This is a genomic window from Streptomyces sp. NBC_01304, assembly GCF_035975855.1.
Lineage (GTDB): Bacteria > Actinomycetota > Actinomycetes > Streptomycetales > Streptomycetaceae > Streptomyces.
Genome location: NZ_CP109055.1, coordinates 915,908 through 933,866 on the forward strand (window position 1 = coordinate 915,908; position 17,959 = coordinate 933,866).

Consider the following 17,959-nt stretch of genomic DNA (forward strand, 5'->3'; position numbering starts at 1 on the left):
TGCTCCCTCGTATCTCCTATCTCCCCTCGGAAGGGAGCACTTTGATGCGAAGACGAAGCTTTGTGGGCGGATTGGCCGCTGTGGTCGGGTCTGCCGCGGTGGCATCGCCGGCAGCGGCCGTGACGCCGAGGTGGTCGGCGCTGCCGATGCCGGCGGCAGGCGCGGACCCCTGGGCGTCCCAGATCGCCGCCCGCGGGCCGCGCGAGGCCTGGGCGACCGGGTCCGCGCTGGCCGGCGACGGAACGCGGCTGCCGTTTCTGTACCGGTGGGACGGCACGGCGTGGAGCCGGGACACCACCTTCCCCGGGCCCGATGTGCCGGGGTGGCTCCGCGATGTGGAGTTCGTCGGCGACGAGGTGTGGTTCTTCCGCAGCCGCGATGGAGCCGGGGAGATCCTGCGCCGCTCCGCACAAGGGTGGAGTACCGTCCCGCTGCCGCAAACCCTGTGGTACTACCAGGACTTCACCGCCGCGCAGGGTGCCGCGTGGGTGGTCGGTGAGGACGACACCGGGATGAAAGTGCTGCACTACGACGGCTCCGGCTGGACCACACAGCCCAACCCGGACGGTGTGCTCTTCATCGCGGGCGTCACCGCGCGCACCGCCACCGACGCTTGGGCCCGGGCGGACCTCAGCGACGGCGGGGACATCATCCTGCACTGGGACGGCACGGCATGGCGGGACGCGCAGGTCCCGCTGCCGCCGGACAGCAATGTGCACAAGCTCCTGCTCGAGCCGGACAACCGGATCACGATCGGCGGCTGGCAGCGGGTCGGCGAGGAGTCCCGCGCCTTCGTGATGACCTTCAACGGGCGTACCTGGCGCACCACTTACCCGCCGCTCGGCGAAATCTACTTGGAACGCATGGCGCGCGGCCCGGACGGCGCCCTATGGGTGCCGGTCATCAGCGACCGAGCGTTCCAGTCGAAGTACGCACGGGTGGACGGCCGCCGTGTCACCTTCTCCTACGGCCCGGAGCGTACGAATGCGATCGAGGTCAAAGCGCAGGAACTGGCGACCGTCGGGTCCTCGCTGATGTCGTTCGGGACCGCCGAGATCTACGGCTCGAAACCAAACCTGATGAGCGAGCGGCTGGGAGGCTGACCATGGTGCGCCGACTTCTTATTGCGGCCCTCGCTGTCGCCATGACTCTGATTACCCTCACTTCCACGGCCGCGGCGGACACCCGGTCCTGGCAACACGTCCCGGTCCCGGCACAGTTACGCCCCCAGGCCGGGCTGAACGAGGCCGTGGCGTTCGGGCCGGACCGGGCGTGGGCGGTGGGTGCCGACGCCGTCGGCCGCTCGGCGCCGGGCTTCCCGGTGGTACTGCGCTGGGACGGAGCCGCGTGGCAGCGGCAGAGTCTGCCCGGGATCGGCTGGCAGGGCGAGCTGCTGTCCGTCGCCGCGACCTCGCCGACCGCGGTGTGGGCGGTCGGCCGTGACTCGGCGGGCGGCTCCCGCCTGCTCCGCTTCGACGGCAAGGCCTGGTCCGAGAGCCGGGCACCGCGCGGCGTGTATCTGACCAAGGTCGTCGCGGGCGGCGGTGAGTCCTGGCTCATCGGTTCGCGGGACGGCGCACAGGTACTGCTGCGCTGGGACGGGCGCGGCTGGAAGGACCTGCCGGTGCCGCCGGGCGCCGTCTACGGCCTGCACATCCTGGCGCCCGACGACGTCTGGGCCGCGGGCGACAGCGGCTCGGGGGCGGCCGTGTCGCACTGGAACGGGACGGCATGGCAGCAGACGATCGTTGACGGGTTCCCGCGGTCGGCCGTGGGCAGCGTACTGGCGGTCTCGCCGACCGAGGTGTGGGCGGGTGGCACTGCCGGGTTCGTCGGCGGCCCGGTGGGCCGGCCGATTCCGCCCCTGCTGGTCCGCTTCGACGGTCAGTCGTGGAGCCGGGTGGCCATGCCCGCCGACTTCGGCTCGGTCGTCTCACTGGCGCCTGCCACATCCGGCAAACTCGCCTGGGTCTCGCTGGCCAACTCGCTCAAGTGGGGGCCGCCGGGCAGCAATCCTCCGTTCGTCCCCGGGCCGGATTTCCTCTCCTGGTCCGGAGAGTCGTTCACCGAGTACAGCGAACCGGCGGTGGCCGGGGAGGGCGAATCCTCGTTGGCCCGGCTGACACCGGTGCCGGGCACGGAGACGGTGTGGTCGGTCGGCCGCGCGGCCGGCCCCGGGGGCACCTTCGCCCCGCGCATCCTGCGGTTCGGCTGAGCTGACGAAGGGGGCTCCGTCCGAAGTGGGCGGAGCCCCGTTTCGCGCGTGGAACCACAGCCACGCAGCACGTACTGGATAACGCCACGGTGCGCGGCAGGGGCCCGGCTCCCGTCGTAGGCTGCATCTCGTACGTGAGGAACGGAAGGGCTGAGATGGCCGAGACGACGGTGGCCGAGGTGATGGCCGAGCTGGCCGCGCTCGAGGACCCCAAGACGCGCAAGGTGAACGAGAAGCACGGCGACGATCACGGCGTGAACCTCGGCAAGCTGCGCGCGATCGCGAAGCGGCTGAAGACGCAGCAAGAACTCGCATCCCGGCTGTGGGAGACGGATGACACCGCGGCGAGACTGCTGGCGCTCCTGATCTGCCGGCCGAAGGCGTTCGGGCGTGACGAGTTGGACGTCATGCTGCGCGAGGCCCGCACCCCCAAGGTGCACGACTGGCTCGTGAACTACGTGGTGAAGAAGAGCCCGCACTCAGAGGAGCTCCGCCTGGCGTGGTCGGCCGATCCGGATCCAGTGGTCGCGAGTGCCGGCTGGGCGCTGACCACGGAACGCGTCGCGAAGAAGCCGGAGGTCCTCGACCTCACGGGACTGCTCGACGTCATCGAGGCGGAGATGAAGGACGCCCCGGATCGCCTGCAGTGGGCCATGAACCACTGCTTGGCCCAGATCGGGATCGAGCACGCCGAGCACCGCGCCTGGGCGATCGACATCGGTGAGCGCCTTCAGGTGCTCAAGGACTACCCGACTCCCCCGGGCTGCACGTCTCCGTTCGCGCCCGTGTGGATCACCGAGATGGTGCGTCGGCAGCACGACGCCTAGGGAGGTTCGCTGCCGGCGGTGAGGCATGCCGTCAGCGGTCGAAACAGGCGTGCACGATCATGCGGTTCGGCGCGGGATCTACCCTGGCCCCATGGAAATCGCCAAGCTGCCCCCCGAAGCGCGGGCCCGACGCAGCGTAGAGATGCGGGAGTTCCTGCGGTCGCGGCGGGCTCGGGTGACCCCGGCCGATGCCGGCATGGCGGTCGGTGACGTACGGGGGCGTCGCACTCCCGGGCTGCGCCGTGAGGAGGTCGCGGTGCTCGCCGGGGTAGGGGTGTCCTGGTACACCTGGCTGGAGCAAGGGCGGGAGATCAACGTCTCCGGTGACGTACTGGATGCGATCGCCCGGGTGCTGCGGATGGACGGCGCCGAACGTGAACACCTCTACCTGCTGGCCGGGTTGAACCCGCCCCAGGCACCTCCGGTGTCCGGTCGCCGGGTCCCGGACGACCTGCGCCAGGTGATCGACTCCTGGATGCCCCGCCCCGCGTACCTGATCGACCGGCACTGGAACCTGGTGACCGTCAACCGCGCGGCCGCGCTGGTCTTCGGCTACCAGGAGCACGACCACAACTGCCTGGTGACCTTCTTCACCGGCGCCCGCTACCGGTCGTCGCTGGTGCGCTGGCGGGACGCGGCGCAGGTGATCGTCGGCCAGTTCCGGGCGGACGCCGCACGCTACCCGCAGGACTCCGAGTTCGACCGGCTCGCGGCGGACATGTGCGCCACCAGCCCGGTGTTCGCCGAGATCTGGGCCGAACACCGCATCTGCGACGCCTCGTCCGGCAGCAAGGCCGTCGCCCACCCCGAGGCCGGCGAGCTCATCTTCGACTACACCACCTTGACGCTCCCCCACCTGCCCGGCCACCGCCTGATGCTGCACACCCCCGCGACGGGCACGCGGACGGAACAGCGGCTGACCGCCCTGCTGGGGGCCACGGTCCCGCAGCTCGGCTGAGCCGTGCACCGCGCGGGCTCCGAATGACCGAGGGCTGCCCGAAAACGCACCACTGTCGGGGAGTTCGGTCAGGCTCCGCCCGCGAAGGTGGTGGTGGCAGACCCATGTTCGTCCCGCACTGCTGATCCTCCGCCCATCGGCGGAGGATCATCCGCATGAAGCGATTCACGAACCGAACGGTCCTGATCACCGGCGGCACCTCCGGCATGGGTCTGGCCACCGCCCGCCGCCTGCTCGACGAGGGCGCCTACGTCGTCATCACCGGACGCGACGAGAGCCGGCTGGCGAAGGCTGCCGCCGGGCTCGACGCGGGGCAGCGCCTGCTTACCGTGCGCGCGGACGCCGCGAACCTGGCCGACCTGGACGTCCTGATGCGCCGCATCGAGACCTGGCGCGGCACGCTGGACGCCGTGTTCGCCAATGCCGGCACGGGTGTCTTCAAGCCGAGCGCCGAGCTCACCGAGGCCGACTTCGACCACTCCACCGACGTCAATTTCAAGGGCGTGTTCTTCACCGTCCAAAAGGCCCTGCCGCTGCTGAAGGAGGGCAGCGCGATCGTCCTCAACGCGTCCTGGACGCTCCACCGCGGCCTGCCGGTCGCCTCCGTCTACTCGGCGACCAAGGCTGCCGTCCACAACCTTGCCCGCACCCTCGGCTCCGATCTGGCTCCGCGCGGCATCCGCGTCAACTCCGTCAGCCCCGGCTACATCGACACCGAGATGTACCGCGGCGCCAACACCGACCCTGAGGCCGACGCACGCAATGCCGCGCAGGTGCCGCTCGGCACCGTCGGTCACGCCGACGAGGTCGCCGCGGCCGTGGCGTTCCTCGCATCCGACGACGCCTCCTACATCACCGGCCAGGACCTGGTGATCGACGGCGGCCTCGTCGGCTCGGTGCCCAACCGCTGACGCCTGAGGGGCACATGGCGACGGTCCGCCGCCCGTGCGGGCGGCGGACCGTCGTGGTGGAACGCGCACCGAGCCGACGTGAGTCGTCAGTCCGTGTGGGGTTTGCGCTCGAAGGCCACCAGGTGCTCGGAGGAGACGCCTCCTGACGAATCCTCCCAGTCCTCCCCGGGGGCCTTGGCCGGGACGTCCTGGATGTCGTGGGCTCGCATCTCTCCTGGAGCCACCTCGCTCCAGGAAGCGCGGCCTTTGGAGCCCCTGTCGGCGGTCAGGGTCTGCTTCTTGCCGTCGAGGTCCGTGTAGACGAACTTGAACTCGTAGTCGCACGTCGCAGCCGTGCTGTTCTTGATCTGGAACTCGACGCTCATTTTGGGGTCGCCGTCCCCGCCGCCGCCCGAACCCATTCCCTTGAGGTCGGCGCGAGCGTCGCCTTCCGCGCAGGCTGCGTTCTTCGTCGGGGCTTTCTCCTCCGAGCACGCGGCCAGGAGTGCCAGCGGAAGCAAGAAGACCACCGTCTTGTGTCTCAGCATGTACAGAAGTGCAGCCTTGCCAAGGAGAAGGTGTCAAGGGCATGCCACGCCAACTGCTCGCCCCTCAGCGGGAGTTACCCGGCAGAGCCCTGTGCCGGCCGCCGCTCCACGGCGTCCGCGACGGCCGCGGTCACGAACTTGTTGACGACGGCCGTGGCGGGCGGACCGGGGTCACGATCGGCGAACAGGAGATGCCCACCACCCACCAGGGACAGGGCGAGTGAGTCGATGTCGGCGTCGGCCGCGATGCGGCCCAGTGCGCGCTCGTCGTTCAGATAGGCGGAGATCGCGGTCGTCGCCTCGGCCAGGATCGCGATGCCGCCTCCCGGTCTGGCCTGCCGCAGCCGTGCGCGCAGTTCGTCCCGGAAGGTGATGAGCGGGATGATCGCCAGCGGAATCGGCCCGAACAGAGTCGTCAGCGCCCCGGTCAGGTTGTCGGCCACCGCGCCGGTACCGGCGGACTCGCGCAACACGCCCGCCTGCGCCTCGAGCTGCCCGGCCCGGTCGAGCACGAGGTCGGCGAGGAAGGCGTCGAAGTCGGCGAAGTGCCGGTGCAGGACACCCTTCGCGCAGCCCGCCTCGTCGGTGACCGCCCGGCTGGTCAGGCCGTTCGGACCGTCCCTCAGCAGCACTCGCTCGGCAGCATCGAACAACTGCTGCCGCGCGTCGCGAAGGTGCACCCCAGTCGGCACTCTCAGGTCCTCTCGTCCGTCAACGCGCAGGAATCCGTTACCCGGGTGGGCATGCGCCCACTAGAGTGGGCGCATGCCCACCCTACCGCGAGAGCAACCGGAACCCTCCCCCGCACAGGCGCACGAGGCCCGGCGGATGGCCGAGTCATTCGGCGTGGACGCGCAACGCTACGACCAGGCCCGCCCCGGCTATCCCGACGCGCTGGTGTCGCGGATCGTCCCCGGGAGCCCCGGGCCCGATGTGCTCGACGTGCGTCACGTGCTCGACGTCGGCTGCGGTACCGGCATCGCGGCCCGCCAGTTCCAGTCCACCGGCTGCACCGTCCTCGGCGTGGAGCCCGATGCGCGGATGGCCGACTTCGCACGGGCCCGTGGACTGCAGGTCGAGGTGACGTCCTTCGAGGACTGGCAGCCGGCCGGGCGGACATTCGACGCGGTCGTCGCCGCGCAGTCGTGGCACTGGGTGGATCCGGTCGCCGGCGCCGCGAAGGCGGCGCGCGTGCTGCGTCCAGGGGGACAACTGACGATCTTCGGGCACGCGTACGAGCCGCCCGCCGAGGTGGCCGAGCCGTTCGCCGCCGCCTACCGACGGGCGGTGCCCGACTCCCCGCTCAGCGGTCAACCGGCCCGACGTCCGCTCGCCCTCTACCAGGCGGCGTACGTGAAGATCGCAGACAAGATCCGGGAGACCGGACAGTTCCACGATCCCGAACAGTGGCGCTTCGACTGGGAACAGTCCTACACGCGCGAACAATGGCTGGACCTGCTCCCCACCACCGGCGGCCTCACCCAGCTCCGCCCCGATCAACTGGCCGGGATTCTGGACGCGGTCGGGGACGCGATCGATTCCCTGGGCGGGCGCTTCACGATGAACTACACCACCCTGGCCGTGAACGCCGTACGCGCCATGGGCGCCTGACGCTCCTGAGTCCGCGGCCCGGCTCAACCGTGCCGCGGCAACGAAACCCGCCGTCTGCGCGACCTACTTGTTCGGATCCCGGAAGCGGCCGAACGCCTTCGTGAGGGCGCTCAGCGGTGAGACGTCCGGCTTGCCCTGTCCGGGCGCGGCCGGTCGGGGCACTCCGTCGCCACTGCTCGCCTCGGCCAGCGCGGCCTGTGCCGCCTCGGCAGCCTCCCGGTACAGGTCACGGGAGTTGGTCATGGCCGCCAGCGCCTCCGCGTACTTGGTGACCATGCCCTGGGCGTGGGCCAGTTCCTCGTCCGGGGTGAGCAGGTGCCAGCCGTGGCGCAGTTGGTTCAGGGCCTGCTCCGCGTCGGCCGGCAGCGGTCGCGGCAGTGCGGCGAACTCCTTGATCCTGTCGAGGAGTTCGGTCGGCTCCGAACCGTCCAGGAAGACGCTGCGCACCGTGAAGCGCTCGGCGTCGTAGTCCGGTCCTTGTGGTGCCGTGGGCAGGACGACGCCGCCGCCGCGCGGTATCCGCAGGCCGAGCTCCCGCTTCAGCGCGACGTCGGCGATCTGCGCCTGTTCCGGCGTGGCCCGGTGCTCGATCACCTGGTGCCGCAGGCTCGGCGGCAGGAACGCCGAGACCGGCTGCTGCCCCTTGGTGTCCGGCGTCATCGCCTCGTGCACCACGACATGGATGCACCAGCTCTGCCGGGTGCACTCCCGCAGCCGGTGCCGCAGTTCGTCGTCGTCCTTGGGCAGGTGGTTCGTCGTGCGCAGACGCACATCCGGAACCGTGTCGTGGTCCCAGGTGACCTGGTCGCTGTCCGGCCAGAACATCGTGGCGGGGGACGGCCAGTGCGGGTCCCACCGGCGATCCGCCTCGGCGGCGAGGACCCAGGTCACGCCCTCGCCCTGCTTGCGGCGCGCTTTGGGTTCGTACGTGGTCAGCTGTGCGCGCACCGTGACGTCGTCGGCCGGGCGCCAGCGGGCCTCGAAGACGCGGCGGGCCGACGGGCCGGGGTCCGCGGACTCGTCCCGCGGGTGCAGAACGGTGGAGCGGGCCGCCTCGGCCGGCTCGAGGTCCGCGAAGTCGTCGAGGACCCCGGCCGCCTTGAGGGCGATCAGGTTGCGCCGGACATCCAGCTCGGGCTCGGGCCCGAGGTGGCGCCCGCGCGCCAGCCACGCGGTGTCGGGGACGGTGGTCGAAGAGGTGCTGTTCTTGGCCATGGAGTCGTTCCGTGGGTGGTCAGGGCCCGACCAGCATGGTCCGTTGTTCTGTTCGAGGCAAGCGGCATCGTGTCCACAGCGTTCTGTTCGAGGCAGGCGGCATCGTGTCCACGGCCTCGTCGAGACCGGCGAAGCACCCCTCGAACAATGCGTAGAGCCGACGTGCCTCAGCGCAGCCGACGCACCCGCAGCACCACGTCGTCCGTGTGGTGCGCGCCCGCGCCACCTTCGGGTGCCACGCGTGGCCGCTGCTCGTCCACCTCCACCGCCCAGTCCTCGTCGAGCAGCTCGGCGACCATCGCGGGCCACACGTAGTCGGCCGGGTCGAAGCCTCCTTCGTCCACCGGCTGGGTGTGCATCCCCGCATGGTGGACGAGCAGCAGCACCCCGCCCGGCGCGACGGCCGCGAGCAGCGCTCGCTCGGCCGCGGCGTCGGGGGTGCGCAGCAAGGCCGGGTACTGCGCGGAGACCAGGTCGAAGGAGGCCGGCGGGAGCGCCGCCTCCGTGAGTGCGGCGTGTACCCAACGCACAGCGAGCCCCGCGTCCCGCGCATGCCCGGCCGCCCGCTCCAGCGCGATGCCGGAGACCTCGAGCGCGGTCACGTCCCAGCCGCCACGCGCCAGCCAGACGGCGTCCGCGCCCTCGCCGCAGCCGACGTCGAGCACCCGCCCGGGGGTGAGCCCGGCCGTCTCGGCCACGAGCGCACCGTTGGGCCGGCCGCTCCACAACTGTTGCCGGTCGGCGTACCGGGTGTCCCACTCCGCGCGCACCGCGGGGTCTCCGAGGTATCCGTCGGCAGGCAAGGTGGCGTCGGACACGGGCGATTGGGCGGCGATGTTGTCGGTCATGGGCCCACCGTCGCCCGGTCGGTGACCCGCACGCCACTCCTGTTGCCGGTCCGGCAAATCGTCCGCCACGACCCGGCTGCGGTGTCACCGCCGCCAGAGGCCGCTGACGAGCCGGGCCAGGGCGGCCACCGCCGCTGCCGCCTTCGCCACGACGATCAGTTCGCGGCGCCCGTCACCCCGCACCCACTCGAAGACCAGCGCGGGGCTGGCCATGACCAGGAAGACGCCACCGCCCAGAGCCAGCGCGGTGAGCAGGACATACATCGACTCGACCGTCGTCTCGTCGCGCTGCTCCTGAGTGCGGGATCCCCTCATGAGCCATCGATTCCCTGGAATCGCGGGTTCCACGACGAACGGGCGCACCCAGTTCCCGGAGTTGTGAGCCGTGCTCCGTTTTTCGCCGACAAATAGCCAAGTGGCCTGTTCAGAGCGGCCCTCGGGACCGTAAGGTCAGGCCATGATCAAGGAAATATCCACGGGGTCCCCGTCGGCGGCACCGTTCCCGCCGGTGCTGACCCGGCACGCCGACGCCGAGACGTGTGCCGATCCCAGCAGCGTGATGAGGCTGTTCGCCGACTCCGACGGCACGGCTGACGCCTTCACCAGCTACCGCTCCACCTTCGCGAAGGGTGCCGTGGGCGCGCCCGCGCACTTCCACACCAAGGCGACCGAGCTGTTCTTCGTGATCAGCGGTTCCCTCCAGGTGCTGGTGGACGAGGAGTTGACCGTGCTCCATGCCGGCGACTTCCTGGCAGTGCCGCCGCACACCCCGCACGCCTTCGCCGCGGCACCCGGCTGCGAGGCGGACGTCCTGTTCGTGTTCACGCCCGGCATGGGCCGCTTCGACTACCTTCGCCTGCTCGGCCGGGTCATGCGCGGCGAGGCCGACGCGAAGGAGATCGCCGAGTCGGCGGAGCGTTTCGACAACCACTACGTCGACAGCCCGGTGTGGCGTGCGGCCCTGGAGGCATCAGCGTGATCGACCCCCATGCCCACGTCCGGGTGGCCCGCCCCTCGCGCGACCTCCCCGCCGCCGAGCGCTTCTACGTGGACGGCCTCGGCCTCGACGTCCTGTGGCGCACCACCGAACGCGTCCCGGGCGAGCACGACCTGGTGATGGTCGGCCCGAAGGGCGGTGCCTGGCACTTCGAGCTCACCCACGACCCGGAGCGCCCGCTGGAGCCCACCCCGACGGTGGACGACCTGTTCGTGGTGTACCTGGGCGAGCCGGTCGACGAGGCCCTGGTCGACCGTCTGGTCGCGGCCGGCGGCACCCGCGTACCCGCGCACAACCCGTACTGGGACGAGCACGGAGTCACGATCGCCGATCCGGACGGCTACCGCCTGGTGCTCTGCTCCCGCACCTGGGCCTGACACGTGCCGCGGCAGCGGGGCCGATCGCCCACGCTGCCGCGGCCGTTCACCTGCCCGCTCACACCCGGGCGACCGCGACGAGATAGTGCAGGTCGACGAAGAGGTTGGCCTGGGACGCGGCCTGGAACTGGGTCTGGATCGTCTCGTTGCCGCCCACCCACCACACATAGCTGGCATCCGGCCGGCCGCGGAAACGTTCGTTGACGGTGATGCGGTTGCCGGGTTCGGTCGCCCCGTCCGAGCCGCCGCTGCCGGTGGAGTCGGACCAGAGCTGCACCCTGCGGTGGACCACGGAATGCCACTGCTGGCCGGGGCCGTCGAGGAGTTCGTCCACGATGATCGAGATCCAGCCCTGGCTGTCCGCGCTGCCGGCCGCGGCGGAGAAGTACCAGTCGTACCGGTAGTCGACCGTGGTCCGGAACTCGAAGTCGCTGAAGCTCCCGAGGCGGAACGGCCCGCCCATCTCCGCGGTGCCGCCCGCGGCGCCGGTGGAGAAATAGATGCCGAGGCCGACGTGCGACTCGCCCTGGTCCAGGTTCACCGTCGCGTTGTGGCCGGGTGTCGCGTTGGCCCGCCGCCACGGCCACGGTCGCGTGAACAGCTGGAGGTCGGCCACCTCGGCCTCGGGCAGCGGCGCGTACTCCGGTGCCCGCTCCATCGTCGTACGCACCTTGTCCTGCCATGCGGAGAGGGCGTCCGGGTCGGCCAGACCGGGCTGTGCCGAGGCCGCGGCCTCGATGAGCGCCGCGTTGAGGTACGCGCGCTTGTCCCTCGCCCGCATCGCCCGCTCGAACTCTTCGGTCCGGGCGTCGGTCAGTGCCGCCAGCGAATCGCCGGGAATCTTCGCCTCGTCGGAGTGGCCGGACGCGGCCTCGTCGTACACGGTCATGGGATTCCTCCTGCTCGACCGGAGACCGCGCACAGCGATCTCTTCCCACCCAGCGAGGACGAGGCAGTGTCACGCGACAGCGCAGAGCCCTGACCTGCTCCTCGCCGGCCCACCGTAGAGCTCGGGGTGGTCCGGCGGGAGGGTCTGGACCGTTACGGATCCCCTCTCGCACCAAGTGGTGACGGAAGGGGCAGGAGTCACTTCGACATGATGAAGTCCAGGGCCATGCCAGCCGGAAGCAGTCGCCCAATAGGGGACGCGCCGGCCGTCATTGGCGTACAAGGTGTCGACGGGCATGGGCACGTCGATCGGCTTGCTCGCGCCGCTGCCGAGCTTGTGGCCCTGGAGGGCGAGCCATCACGCGCCGGGATCCCGCGTTGACCGTCATGGTGTTCGCGGTGACCCGCTCCACCCCGAGATCGGTGAACCCTTTGCGGATCAGTGCCGCCGATCCCTCGGTGGCGTAACCGCTGCCCCAGGCAGTCTTGTTGAGCCGGTCCTTCCTCGGGCTGGAAGTCCTACGCTCTCGGGGCCACGGCGATGGCCGCGCTGCTCGCGTCCACGGCGTGCGAACCCGGCGGCCGCTCGGACGATGCCAAGCCCTCGGGCCCGGCCGAGCGCGACCAACTCATCGAAGCCGGGCGCTGGTTCGGGCGACACCGACGGCGACGAGGGAGGCGACAAGGACGTCATCGCCGGCTGCACCGCGGACGCCCTCGCGGTCTCCGCCCAGAAGGAGCCCGCGGACGCCAAGGACGCCCGACACCTCCTCGTCACGGTCCAGAACACCGGCGACAAGAAATGCCACCTCTACCACTACCCCGTCGTACAGCTGGGGGCAGATGCGCTGAGGTTCTCCTCCGGGTCGCTCCGTCTCACACCCGCGGCCGCGGCCCGTCGGAACCCGGGCGACCGCTTGCAGACGGGCAGGTGACCTTCCACGCCGCCTCGATCATCGGGAAGATCTCGTCCAGGGCGGCCTGCGGGTCGGCCGCTTCGCGGGCCAGCGAGTAGGCGTCGATCACGAACCTCGCGATGGTGCGGGCGGCGGTTTCGCTCCGGGTCAGGTCAGGATCGGCGGCGATGGCCGTGGCCAGGGCGTCCGCGTGACGTAGGCGGAGCGACTCGTCGTACTTCCGCAGGGCGGGTGACGCGTCGATCATGCGCCAGATCGGGGCGGCGCTGTCCGCGGTGCAGTGCCGCACCAGGGCCAGGATCTCGTGGCGCAGCGCGGGGATGAGCGGCTCGTGCGGCGCCCGGCCGGTGACCGCCTGCGTGAGGCGCTGCTCGAAGTCCTCGTCCTGCTCGAACACCAGGGCCTCTTTCGAGGCGAAGTGGGAGAAGAGCGTGGTGACGGCCACGTCGGCCTCGGCGGCCACGTCACGGATGCCCACCGCGTCGTAACCGCGTTCCAGGAAGAGCCGCAGCGCGGTGTCGGCGATCTTCTGGCGGGTCGCGGCCTTCTTGCGCTCACGGCGTCCGGACTGCACGGTCATGCCCGCAGGCTAGCAGGTACGAAAGAGTAACTGTTATGAAACACTATCCGTTAGTGCTACGTTCGGCGGCATGAAGAAAGTGAGCTTCGCCGAGTTCGGCGGTCCGGACGTTCTGCAACTCGTTGATGCCGAGGAGCCCCACGCGGGCGCCGGCCTGATACGCATCGCCGTGCGGGCGGCGGGCGTGAATCCCGTCGACTGGAGGATTCGTGAAGGCCAGGTCCTGGGGGCCCATCCGATCGAATTGCCGTCCGGGGTCGGGCTGGACGCCGCCGGGGTGGTGGACGAGGTGGGCGAGGGAGTCGTAGGGGTCGAGGTCGGTGATCGGGTGTTCGGCGAGGGCTCCAGCACCTACGCCGAGTTCGCCGTACTGGCGGCCTGGGCCCGGATGCCCGAGGGGCTGACGTTCGAGGAGGCGGCCGGGTACCCCTCCGTGGTGGAGACCGCGCTGCGTGTCATCCACGAGGTCGGTGTGCGGCCCGGGCAGACGCTCCTGGTCAGCGGCGCGTCCGGGGGAGTCGGATCGGCGGTGCTGCAGATCGCACGCGACCGCGGCATCACGGTGATCGGCACGGCCGGTGCCGCGAACCAGGAGTATCTGCGCGGCCTTGGTGCCGTGGCCACGACGTACGGCGAGGGCTGGGGCGAGCGGGTTCGGCGGCTCGGGGACGTCGACGCGGCTCTCGATCTGGCTGGTTCGGGCGTGATCCGCGAGCTGGTCGAGCTGACCGGGAGTCCGGAGAAGGTCGTCTCCATCGCCGATCTCGGTGCGCCGGAGTTCGGTGTCCGGTTCTCCGGTGTGGCCGGAAGTGTGTCGGCGGCGCTCGCCGAGGCCGTCGACCTGATCTCGCGGGGCCGGCTCCACATCCCGGTTGCGAAGTCGTACTCGCTGGCCGAGGCCGCGGCGGCCCACGTCGACAGCCACGCCGGTCACACGCGCGGGCGCCGAGTCTTGGTCATCTGAGCCGCTTCCGGCGCCGTCACGCGGCACGGCAAGTCGAGTTCCTTGCAGCACTTCTGTCGGGGTCCACCCGGAAGCTGCGCACCACACAAGGACCCAAGTCGACCTGCGAATCTCACGACGGATGTCGGATCCGGGTCGGATCCGACATCCGTCGTGAGATTCCGGCACGAGAAGTGAGAACCTGACCAACTCACGTCGGGACAGCGGGAAGTGGACCGCGACCGTGGCCATCCGACCACACAGCACGCACCACGGGCAGTCGGCTTGGGGCACCCGGGGATCGGGCAACGAGGGGCGGGGGCTTCGGAACAGGAGGGATCACCGCTCCGGCATGAAAGTCTGCGGCCATGCGTGTCTACGTCCCCTGACCCTTCCCGGCACTCGGGGTATGGCGAACGTGCGCGTGCCCTCGCTGTGACCGCCTGGGCCACGGCATCCACGTCGTCATCCACCCGCAGTTGCTCGTCCGCCGCGACTTCTCGTGACTTCTCGTGACTCCGTCCCGTCACCGCCCACGATCACGGTCGGCAGCGGTCATGAATTTCTGAGCCGTGGCAGATCTGGGCCACGCCAATGCTTTCTGCCTCCAGCGCTATTACCTGCGCACCAAGCCGTATTCCGGCCGCGTTCTTCCAGCTCAGCTCAGCGAGTCAGCGGATCTCCGCGCTCGGGAATGCCGCGCTGGCCAGAGTGTCAAAGTTCCGGCCCCGGTTTTGTACAGATGCGGTTCATGACGCTGCCCTGGTGCGGGGAGATAGCCTTGTCGGGTGATCAGCGCGATACGGCGCAGAGGCATCAGAACCCCCTGGTCTGCACTCGGAACACCTTCGCGCCCAAGTCGTCACTGCCCCCCGCACCCCGAACTTGCTGCCTGAAAGCACGAAGCGGCCGCACCTGCGTCACGCAACGGCGCGCGACAGGAGCCAGAAAGCATGAAGACCAAGCGCGACGCAGCCCAGATAGAGGACGCCAACATGAGTCACAGAGTGGACAGTCACACCGCACCCCCAGCTGTCGAACTGCGCTGCGGCGGGCTGCACTTGACCGTGCAGCGTGTGCCTGTGTGGCTCATCTCGCTGATCACCACAGCCGCCGGAGCCGGGGCCGCCTGGTGGACGAGCCGCTAGGCCGCAAGCCACCAGAGCCTTGTCGTCGACCACGGGGCGCCTCGGTCACTGAACGCTCGCCGCCAGTAGACCGGACGCGCCGGCCACGGTGACCGTGCTGTCCGTGCCGCACCCCGCCGCGTTCGTGTGGGCCCTCTTCACCAGCCGCCAGTTCCTGCTGTCCTGGTACATGTTCGCCATCCAACTCCCCTGGCTGCCCGAGCTGTTGGTGCGACGGATCGTTCGGCGTGCGAGAGCACGCCTCGTCGCCGGGCTGGTGGCCGGCGGCTCCACCGCGGCCAACGCCAAGGTCGCCGTCCTGACCCTGTTCGTGCACAGGGACAAGGACCCGGAGCTGGGGCGCAGGGGCGCCGAAGCCCGTTTACCCAGTGGGCTCGAAAGCGCCGTCGGCCGACCGGTGCGAACTACTCGGCGTCGGGCTGGTGATCGGCCCAGACGTAGCTTGCGGGGAGCAAGTCGGTGATGAGGACGGACCGCACACCCTCGCCTTCGCCGACGATGACCTTGACGGACGGGAAGTAGTCGAGAAGGACCTGACGGCACCGGCCGCACGGCGGGACGACCCCGCGCTCGCGGTCGCCCACGGCGACGATCGTGTCCAGCTCGTAGACGCCCTGGGTGGCCGCCGCGCCGATGAGGACCAGCTCGGCGCAGGGGCCTCCGGTGAAGTGGTAGGCGTTCACCCCGGTGACGATCCGGCCGTCCCGGGCCCGGGCCGCGGACGCGATGGTGTGGTTGTCGCCCCGGCAGCGAGTGCGGGCGAGGTGTGCCGCGGCCTCGATGAGTTCGTGGTCGACGGGCTGGAGCTGCGTGGTCATCTTCTCTGCTTTCATCAGGTCTGACCGCGAGCGTAGTCAACGCACCAGCCGCCCCTCAGGCACGGGGTGGCACGCTCATCACCCCTGATCCATTACCTCCGAGGTAATCGACCGCCCTCCCCCGCTCCCGGCAGGATCAAGCACATCGACGGGAGCCCCCGCCGGAGTCCGGGCCGCAGCCACGAGGAGAGCGTCATGTCCGTCACGCCCCCCACCACCGCCACCACGTCCGTCACCGAGACCACACGCGCCGTCGTACAGGATTTCCTGGCCGCCCGGCTGGCCGGGGACACCGGGCGACTGGTCACGCTATTCGCCGACGACGTCGACTGGCTGCTCGCCGAGAACCCCACCGTTCCCTGGATCCGCCCGCGGTCCACCGCCGCCGAATGCGCCGCCCAGGCCACGGAGTTGATGGAGCACACCGTCCCCGAGGACGCAGGCGCCTCCGTCGACACGTTCCTCGTGGACGGCACCGATGCCGTGCTGCTGGGGCATGTGTCGGGCACCGTACGCGCCACGGGCAAGTCCTTCGAGGGGCCGTTCGCACTGCGCCTCACCGTCGAGGACGGCCGGATCACCCGGCATCACCTGTACGAGAACAGCCTGTCGATCGCCGCAGCCTGCGCCCCGTGAGGACGTGCGCGCCCCGCCAGGTGCAGAAGGCATCAGCCCCACAGGCGCCGCTCCGCCTCCCGCGGCGCCCGCACCAGATGGGCGCCGTCCGCGTCGAAGGTCATCACGGGGCGGGCGCGGTCCCATTCGCCCCAGCCGGGGTCACCCGTGGCCGCGAAGGAGGTCCAGGCGGTGTGCATGGCGGAGGCCAGTTCGCGTGGGGCGTCGGGGCCGGCCAGGGCGCGGGCGTCCGGTGTGTCAAGGGTGTCGAAGACGAAGCCGAGCTCCAAGCCGTGGCAGGCGCCGAGGCGTTGCACGGGTGAGGGCCAGCCGAACTCATAGACGTAGGTGCGGCCCGGTCGTCCGTCGCGGGCGTCCGCGAGGCGGTTGACGGGGATGCGCAGCAGCAGGTCCGTGGCGATGGCACCGAGGACCTCTCCCGGGGACGCCCCGGCACGGTCGGCGGCGTAGATGCGGGCGGCCCGCCAGGGAACCCTGAACTTCACGGTGGCCAGGCGCAGTTGGAACCTGCTGATCCGGTCGGCCAGGCCGCTCGGCACGAACCAGAGGCGGTATTCCTCGGTGTTGGTGCCCGCGAGGATGTCGAGGGAGTCGGACGCTCCGGCGGCCAGAGCGGTGGCGGGGTCCTGCGGGAGTACGTCGCCGTCGACGACGAGGTGGAATCCGGCCCGGCCGGTGAGCGGGTTGCCCGCGCGGGTGACGGTGGCCTGGGCGGCGAGGAGTTCGGCGCGGTCGGCCGTGCGGAAGGCCGCCGCGGTGGCCGGGATGCCGAGCTTGCGGGCGATGGCTTTGGTGACCTTCCGCGCCTTGGCGGGCCGGGTCGCCATGGGGGCGCCGCTCTGCAGGACGGCCCGCTGGAAGAGGCCCTTGGCGTACGGGCTCGTCAGGAGCCCGGCGATGCTGATGGCGCCGGCGGACTCGCCGAAGACGGTGACGTTGGCCGGGTCGCCGCCGAAGGCGTGGATGTTGTCCCGGACCCAGGTGAGCGCGGCGAGCTGGTCGCGCAGGCCGAGGTTGGCGGGGGCGTCGGGGAAGACGCCGAACCCCTCGATGCCGAGCCGGTAGTTGAGGGAGACGAGGACGATGCCGTCGCGGGCGAAGGCCCGTCCGTCGTAGAGCGGCACGGCGGAGGAGCCGTTGCGCAGGGAGCCGCCGTGGATCCACACCATGACCGGCAGCGGGCCGCCGCCGGGGGCGGGTGTCCAGACGTTGAGGTTCAGGCAGTCGTCGCCGGGGATGTCCGGGTCGGGCAGGAGCTCGTCCAGGGGCGGCGCGTAGGGGTGCTTGGGTGCCGTCGGCCCGAAGGCGATGGCCTCGCGGATGCCCTGCCAGGGTGCGACGGGTGCGGGCGGGCCGAAGCGGTGGGCGCCTACGGGGGCGGCGGCGTAGGGGATGCCGCGGAAGACGGTGACGCCGTCCTCGGTGGTGCCGCGGACCTTGCCGTCGGCGGTGGACACGACGGTCACGCGTGAGCCTCCTTCTTGAACCGGGGGTTGCATCGGTGGGCGAGGGACACGGTCAGGTGCCGGCCTCCTCGAAGCCT

General features: G+C 70.6%; 22 protein-coding genes and 1 pseudogene. 12 read left to right on the forward strand and 11 right to left on the reverse strand.

Going from position 1 to position 17,959, the window contains the following annotated elements; translation table 11 throughout:
- Positions 1-44: 44 nt before the first annotated feature.
- The 5 genes from OG430_RS03980 to OG430_RS04000 all read left to right on the forward strand — a co-directional run bounded on the left by OG430_RS03980 (position 45) and on the right by OG430_RS04000 (position 4,911).
- Positions 45-1,103: a hypothetical protein gene (locus OG430_RS03980; RefSeq protein WP_327350985.1), complete on the forward strand. Its 1,059-nt coding sequence runs from the start codon at positions 45-47 to the stop codon at positions 1,101-1,103.
- Positions 1,104-1,105: 2 nt separating this feature from the next.
- Positions 1,106-2,215 carry a hypothetical protein gene (locus OG430_RS03985; RefSeq protein ID WP_327350986.1) on the forward strand — a complete coding sequence of 370 codons (1,110 nt, stop codon included), beginning with the start codon at positions 1,106-1,108 and terminating at the stop codon, positions 2,213-2,215.
- 155 nt (positions 2,216-2,370) lie between these two features.
- Positions 2,371-3,042, forward strand: a complete 672-nt coding sequence (locus OG430_RS03990) for a DNA alkylation repair protein (protein ID WP_327350987.1) — start codon at positions 2,371-2,373, stop codon at positions 3,040-3,042.
- Positions 3,043-3,133: 91 nt separating this feature from the next.
- Entirely contained in the window at positions 3,134-4,000 is an 867-nt protein-coding gene (locus OG430_RS03995) for a helix-turn-helix transcriptional regulator (RefSeq protein WP_327350988.1), read from the forward strand.
- A gap of 155 nt (positions 4,001-4,155) precedes the next feature.
- The gene (locus tag OG430_RS04000) at positions 4,156-4,911 is read left to right on the forward strand and encodes an SDR family oxidoreductase (RefSeq protein ID WP_327350989.1); all 756 of its coding nucleotides are present in this window, start codon (positions 4,156-4,158) and stop codon (positions 4,909-4,911) included.
- 86 nt (positions 4,912-4,997) lie between these two features.
- Here OG430_RS04000 and OG430_RS04005 read toward each other — a convergent pair whose 3' ends face one another.
- Both OG430_RS04005 and OG430_RS04010 read right to left on the reverse strand, forming a co-directional pair.
- Complete coding sequence (locus OG430_RS04005; RefSeq protein ID WP_327350990.1) at positions 4,998-5,438, reverse strand: hypothetical protein; 441 nt, start codon at positions 5,436-5,438, stop codon at positions 4,998-5,000.
- Between the two features lie 74 nt (positions 5,439-5,512).
- Positions 5,513-6,130 carry a TetR/AcrR family transcriptional regulator gene (locus OG430_RS04010; protein ID WP_327350991.1) on the reverse strand — a complete coding sequence of 206 codons (618 nt, stop codon included), beginning with the start codon at positions 6,128-6,130 and terminating at the stop codon, positions 5,513-5,515.
- A gap of 73 nt (positions 6,131-6,203) precedes the next feature.
- Between OG430_RS04010 and OG430_RS04015 the strand changes: the two genes are divergently transcribed.
- On the forward strand, positions 6,204-7,049 hold the full coding sequence (locus OG430_RS04015) for a class I SAM-dependent methyltransferase (RefSeq protein ID WP_327350992.1): 846 nt from the start codon (positions 6,204-6,206) through the stop codon (positions 7,047-7,049).
- A gap of 63 nt (positions 7,050-7,112) precedes the next feature.
- Here the strand turns inward: OG430_RS04015 and OG430_RS04020 are convergent, their stop codons facing one another.
- The 3 genes from OG430_RS04020 to OG430_RS04030 form a co-directional block, all read right to left on the reverse strand.
- Entirely contained in the window at positions 7,113-8,264 is a 1,152-nt protein-coding gene (locus OG430_RS04020) for a hypothetical protein (protein WP_327350993.1), read from the reverse strand.
- 167 nt (positions 8,265-8,431) lie between these two features.
- On the reverse strand, positions 8,432-9,112 hold the full coding sequence (locus OG430_RS04025) for a class I SAM-dependent methyltransferase (RefSeq protein ID WP_327350994.1): 681 nt from the start codon (positions 9,110-9,112) through the stop codon (positions 8,432-8,434).
- 84 nt (positions 9,113-9,196) lie between these two features.
- Positions 9,197-9,427, reverse strand: coding sequence for a DUF6332 family protein (locus OG430_RS04030; protein ID WP_327350995.1), 231 nt, complete (start codon positions 9,425-9,427; stop codon positions 9,197-9,199).
- A gap of 142 nt (positions 9,428-9,569) precedes the next feature.
- On the opposite strand from OG430_RS04030, the gene OG430_RS04035 reads away from it, so the two are divergent.
- Positions 9,570-10,091, forward strand: coding sequence for a cupin domain-containing protein (locus OG430_RS04035; protein ID WP_327350996.1), 522 nt, complete (start codon positions 9,570-9,572; stop codon positions 10,089-10,091).
- A complete protein-coding gene (locus tag OG430_RS04040) occupies positions 10,088-10,486 on the forward strand; it encodes a VOC family protein (RefSeq protein WP_327350997.1) in 399 nt (132 codons plus the stop codon). Before OG430_RS04035 ends, OG430_RS04040 begins: the two co-directional genes overlap by 4 nt.
- Before the next feature lie 58 nt (positions 10,487-10,544).
- Here the strand turns inward: OG430_RS04040 and OG430_RS04045 are convergent, their stop codons facing one another.
- Positions 10,545-11,375: a hypothetical protein gene (locus OG430_RS04045; RefSeq protein WP_327350998.1), complete on the reverse strand. Its 831-nt coding sequence runs from the start codon at positions 11,373-11,375 to the stop codon at positions 10,545-10,547.
- Between the two features lie 349 nt (positions 11,376-11,724).
- Positions 11,725-11,871, reverse strand: a pseudogene (locus OG430_RS04050) (GNAT family N-acetyltransferase); the annotation flags it as partial.
- A gap of 96 nt (positions 11,872-11,967) precedes the next feature.
- On the opposite strand from OG430_RS04050, the gene OG430_RS04055 reads away from it, so the two are divergent.
- Positions 11,968-12,309, forward strand: coding sequence for a DUF4232 domain-containing protein (locus tag OG430_RS04055; protein WP_327350999.1), 342 nt, complete (start codon positions 11,968-11,970; stop codon positions 12,307-12,309).
- Here the strand turns inward: OG430_RS04055 and OG430_RS04060 are convergent.
- Entirely contained in the window at positions 12,251-12,871 is a 621-nt protein-coding gene (locus OG430_RS04060; RefSeq protein WP_327351000.1) for a TetR/AcrR family transcriptional regulator, read from the reverse strand. The two genes, OG430_RS04055 and OG430_RS04060, sit on opposite strands and share 59 nt — an antisense overlap.
- Before the next feature lie 70 nt (positions 12,872-12,941).
- Here OG430_RS04060 and OG430_RS04065 point away from each other — a divergent pair, with 70 nt between their 5' ends.
- A complete protein-coding gene (locus OG430_RS04065) occupies positions 12,942-13,835 on the forward strand; it encodes an NADP-dependent oxidoreductase (protein ID WP_327351001.1) in 894 nt (297 codons plus the stop codon).
- Between the two features lie 932 nt (positions 13,836-14,767).
- Positions 14,768-14,962, forward strand: coding sequence for a hypothetical protein (locus OG430_RS04070; RefSeq protein ID WP_327351002.1), 195 nt, complete (start codon positions 14,768-14,770; stop codon positions 14,960-14,962).
- A 45-nt stretch (positions 14,963-15,007) separates the two neighbouring features.
- Here OG430_RS04070 and OG430_RS04075 read toward each other — a convergent pair whose 3' ends face one another.
- Positions 15,008-15,142 carry a hypothetical protein gene (locus OG430_RS04075; RefSeq protein ID WP_327351003.1) on the reverse strand — a complete coding sequence of 45 codons (135 nt, stop codon included), beginning with the start codon at positions 15,140-15,142 and terminating at the stop codon, positions 15,008-15,010.
- A 224-nt stretch (positions 15,143-15,366) separates the two neighbouring features.
- Entirely contained in the window at positions 15,367-15,780 is a 414-nt protein-coding gene (locus OG430_RS04080) for a cytidine deaminase family protein (RefSeq protein ID WP_327351004.1), read from the reverse strand.
- Between the two features lie 195 nt (positions 15,781-15,975).
- On the opposite strand from OG430_RS04080, the gene OG430_RS04085 reads away from it, so the two are divergent.
- Positions 15,976-16,416: a nuclear transport factor 2 family protein gene (locus OG430_RS04085; protein ID WP_327351005.1), complete on the forward strand. Its 441-nt coding sequence runs from the start codon at positions 15,976-15,978 to the stop codon at positions 16,414-16,416.
- Between the two features lie 32 nt (positions 16,417-16,448).
- On the opposite strand, the gene OG430_RS04090 is transcribed toward OG430_RS04085, so the two are convergent.
- Positions 16,449-17,882, reverse strand: a complete 1,434-nt coding sequence (locus tag OG430_RS04090; RefSeq protein ID WP_327351006.1) for a carboxylesterase/lipase family protein — start codon at positions 17,880-17,882, stop codon at positions 16,449-16,451.
- Between the last annotated feature and the right edge of the window lie 77 nt (positions 17,883-17,959).

What these genes read in the sequence shown, in the direction of transcription:
- OG430_RS04005 (WP_327350990.1), bottom strand. Translation starts at nt 5,438, where the DNA reads ATGCTGAGACACAAGACGGTGGTCTTCTTGCTTCCGCTGGCACTCCTG.
- OG430_RS04020 (WP_327350993.1), bottom strand. Translation starts at nt 8,264, where the DNA reads ATGGCCAAGAACAGCACCTCTTCGACCACCGTCCCCGACACCGCGTGG.
- OG430_RS03990 (WP_327350987.1), top strand. Translation starts at nt 2,371, where the DNA reads ATGGCCGAGACGACGGTGGCCGAGGTGATGGCCGAGCTGGCCGCGCTC.
- OG430_RS04060 (WP_327351000.1), bottom strand. Translation starts at nt 12,871, where the DNA reads ATGACCGTGCAGTCCGGACGCCGTGAGCGCAAGAAGGCCGCGACCCGC.
- OG430_RS04085 (WP_327351005.1), top strand. Translation starts at nt 15,976, where the DNA reads ATGTCCGTCACGCCCCCCACCACCGCCACCACGTCCGTCACCGAGACC.
- OG430_RS04025 (WP_327350994.1), bottom strand. Translation starts at nt 9,112, where the DNA reads ATGACCGACAACATCGCCGCCCAATCGCCCGTGTCCGACGCCACCTTG.
- OG430_RS04015 (WP_327350992.1), top strand. Translation starts at nt 6,204, where the DNA reads ATGCCCACCCTACCGCGAGAGCAACCGGAACCCTCCCCCGCACAGGCG.
- OG430_RS03995 (WP_327350988.1), top strand. Translation starts at nt 3,134, where the DNA reads ATGGAAATCGCCAAGCTGCCCCCCGAAGCGCGGGCCCGACGCAGCGTA.
- OG430_RS04000 (WP_327350989.1), top strand. Translation starts at nt 4,156, where the DNA reads ATGAAGCGATTCACGAACCGAACGGTCCTGATCACCGGCGGCACCTCC.
- OG430_RS04075 (WP_327351003.1), bottom strand. Translation starts at nt 15,142, where the DNA reads ATGGCGAACATGTACCAGGACAGCAGGAACTGGCGGCTGGTGAAGAGG.
- OG430_RS04045 (WP_327350998.1), bottom strand. Translation starts at nt 11,375, where the DNA reads ATGACCGTGTACGACGAGGCCGCGTCCGGCCACTCCGACGAGGCGAAG.
- OG430_RS04065 (WP_327351001.1), top strand. Translation starts at nt 12,942, where the DNA reads ATGAAGAAAGTGAGCTTCGCCGAGTTCGGCGGTCCGGACGTTCTGCAA.
- OG430_RS04070 (WP_327351002.1), top strand. Translation starts at nt 14,768, where the DNA reads ATGAAGACCAAGCGCGACGCAGCCCAGATAGAGGACGCCAACATGAGT.
- OG430_RS04055 (WP_327350999.1), top strand. Translation starts at nt 11,968, where the DNA reads ATGCCAAGCCCTCGGGCCCGGCCGAGCGCGACCAACTCATCGAAGCCG.
- OG430_RS04035 (WP_327350996.1), top strand. Translation starts at nt 9,570, where the DNA reads ATGATCAAGGAAATATCCACGGGGTCCCCGTCGGCGGCACCGTTCCCG.
- OG430_RS04030 (WP_327350995.1), bottom strand. Translation starts at nt 9,427, where the DNA reads ATGAGGGGATCCCGCACTCAGGAGCAGCGCGACGAGACGACGGTCGAG.
- OG430_RS03985 (WP_327350986.1), top strand. Translation starts at nt 1,106, where the DNA reads ATGGTGCGCCGACTTCTTATTGCGGCCCTCGCTGTCGCCATGACTCTG.
- OG430_RS04080 (WP_327351004.1), bottom strand. Translation starts at nt 15,780, where the DNA reads ATGACCACGCAGCTCCAGCCCGTCGACCACGAACTCATCGAGGCCGCG.
- OG430_RS03980 (WP_327350985.1), top strand. Translation starts at nt 45, where the DNA reads ATGCGAAGACGAAGCTTTGTGGGCGGATTGGCCGCTGTGGTCGGGTCT.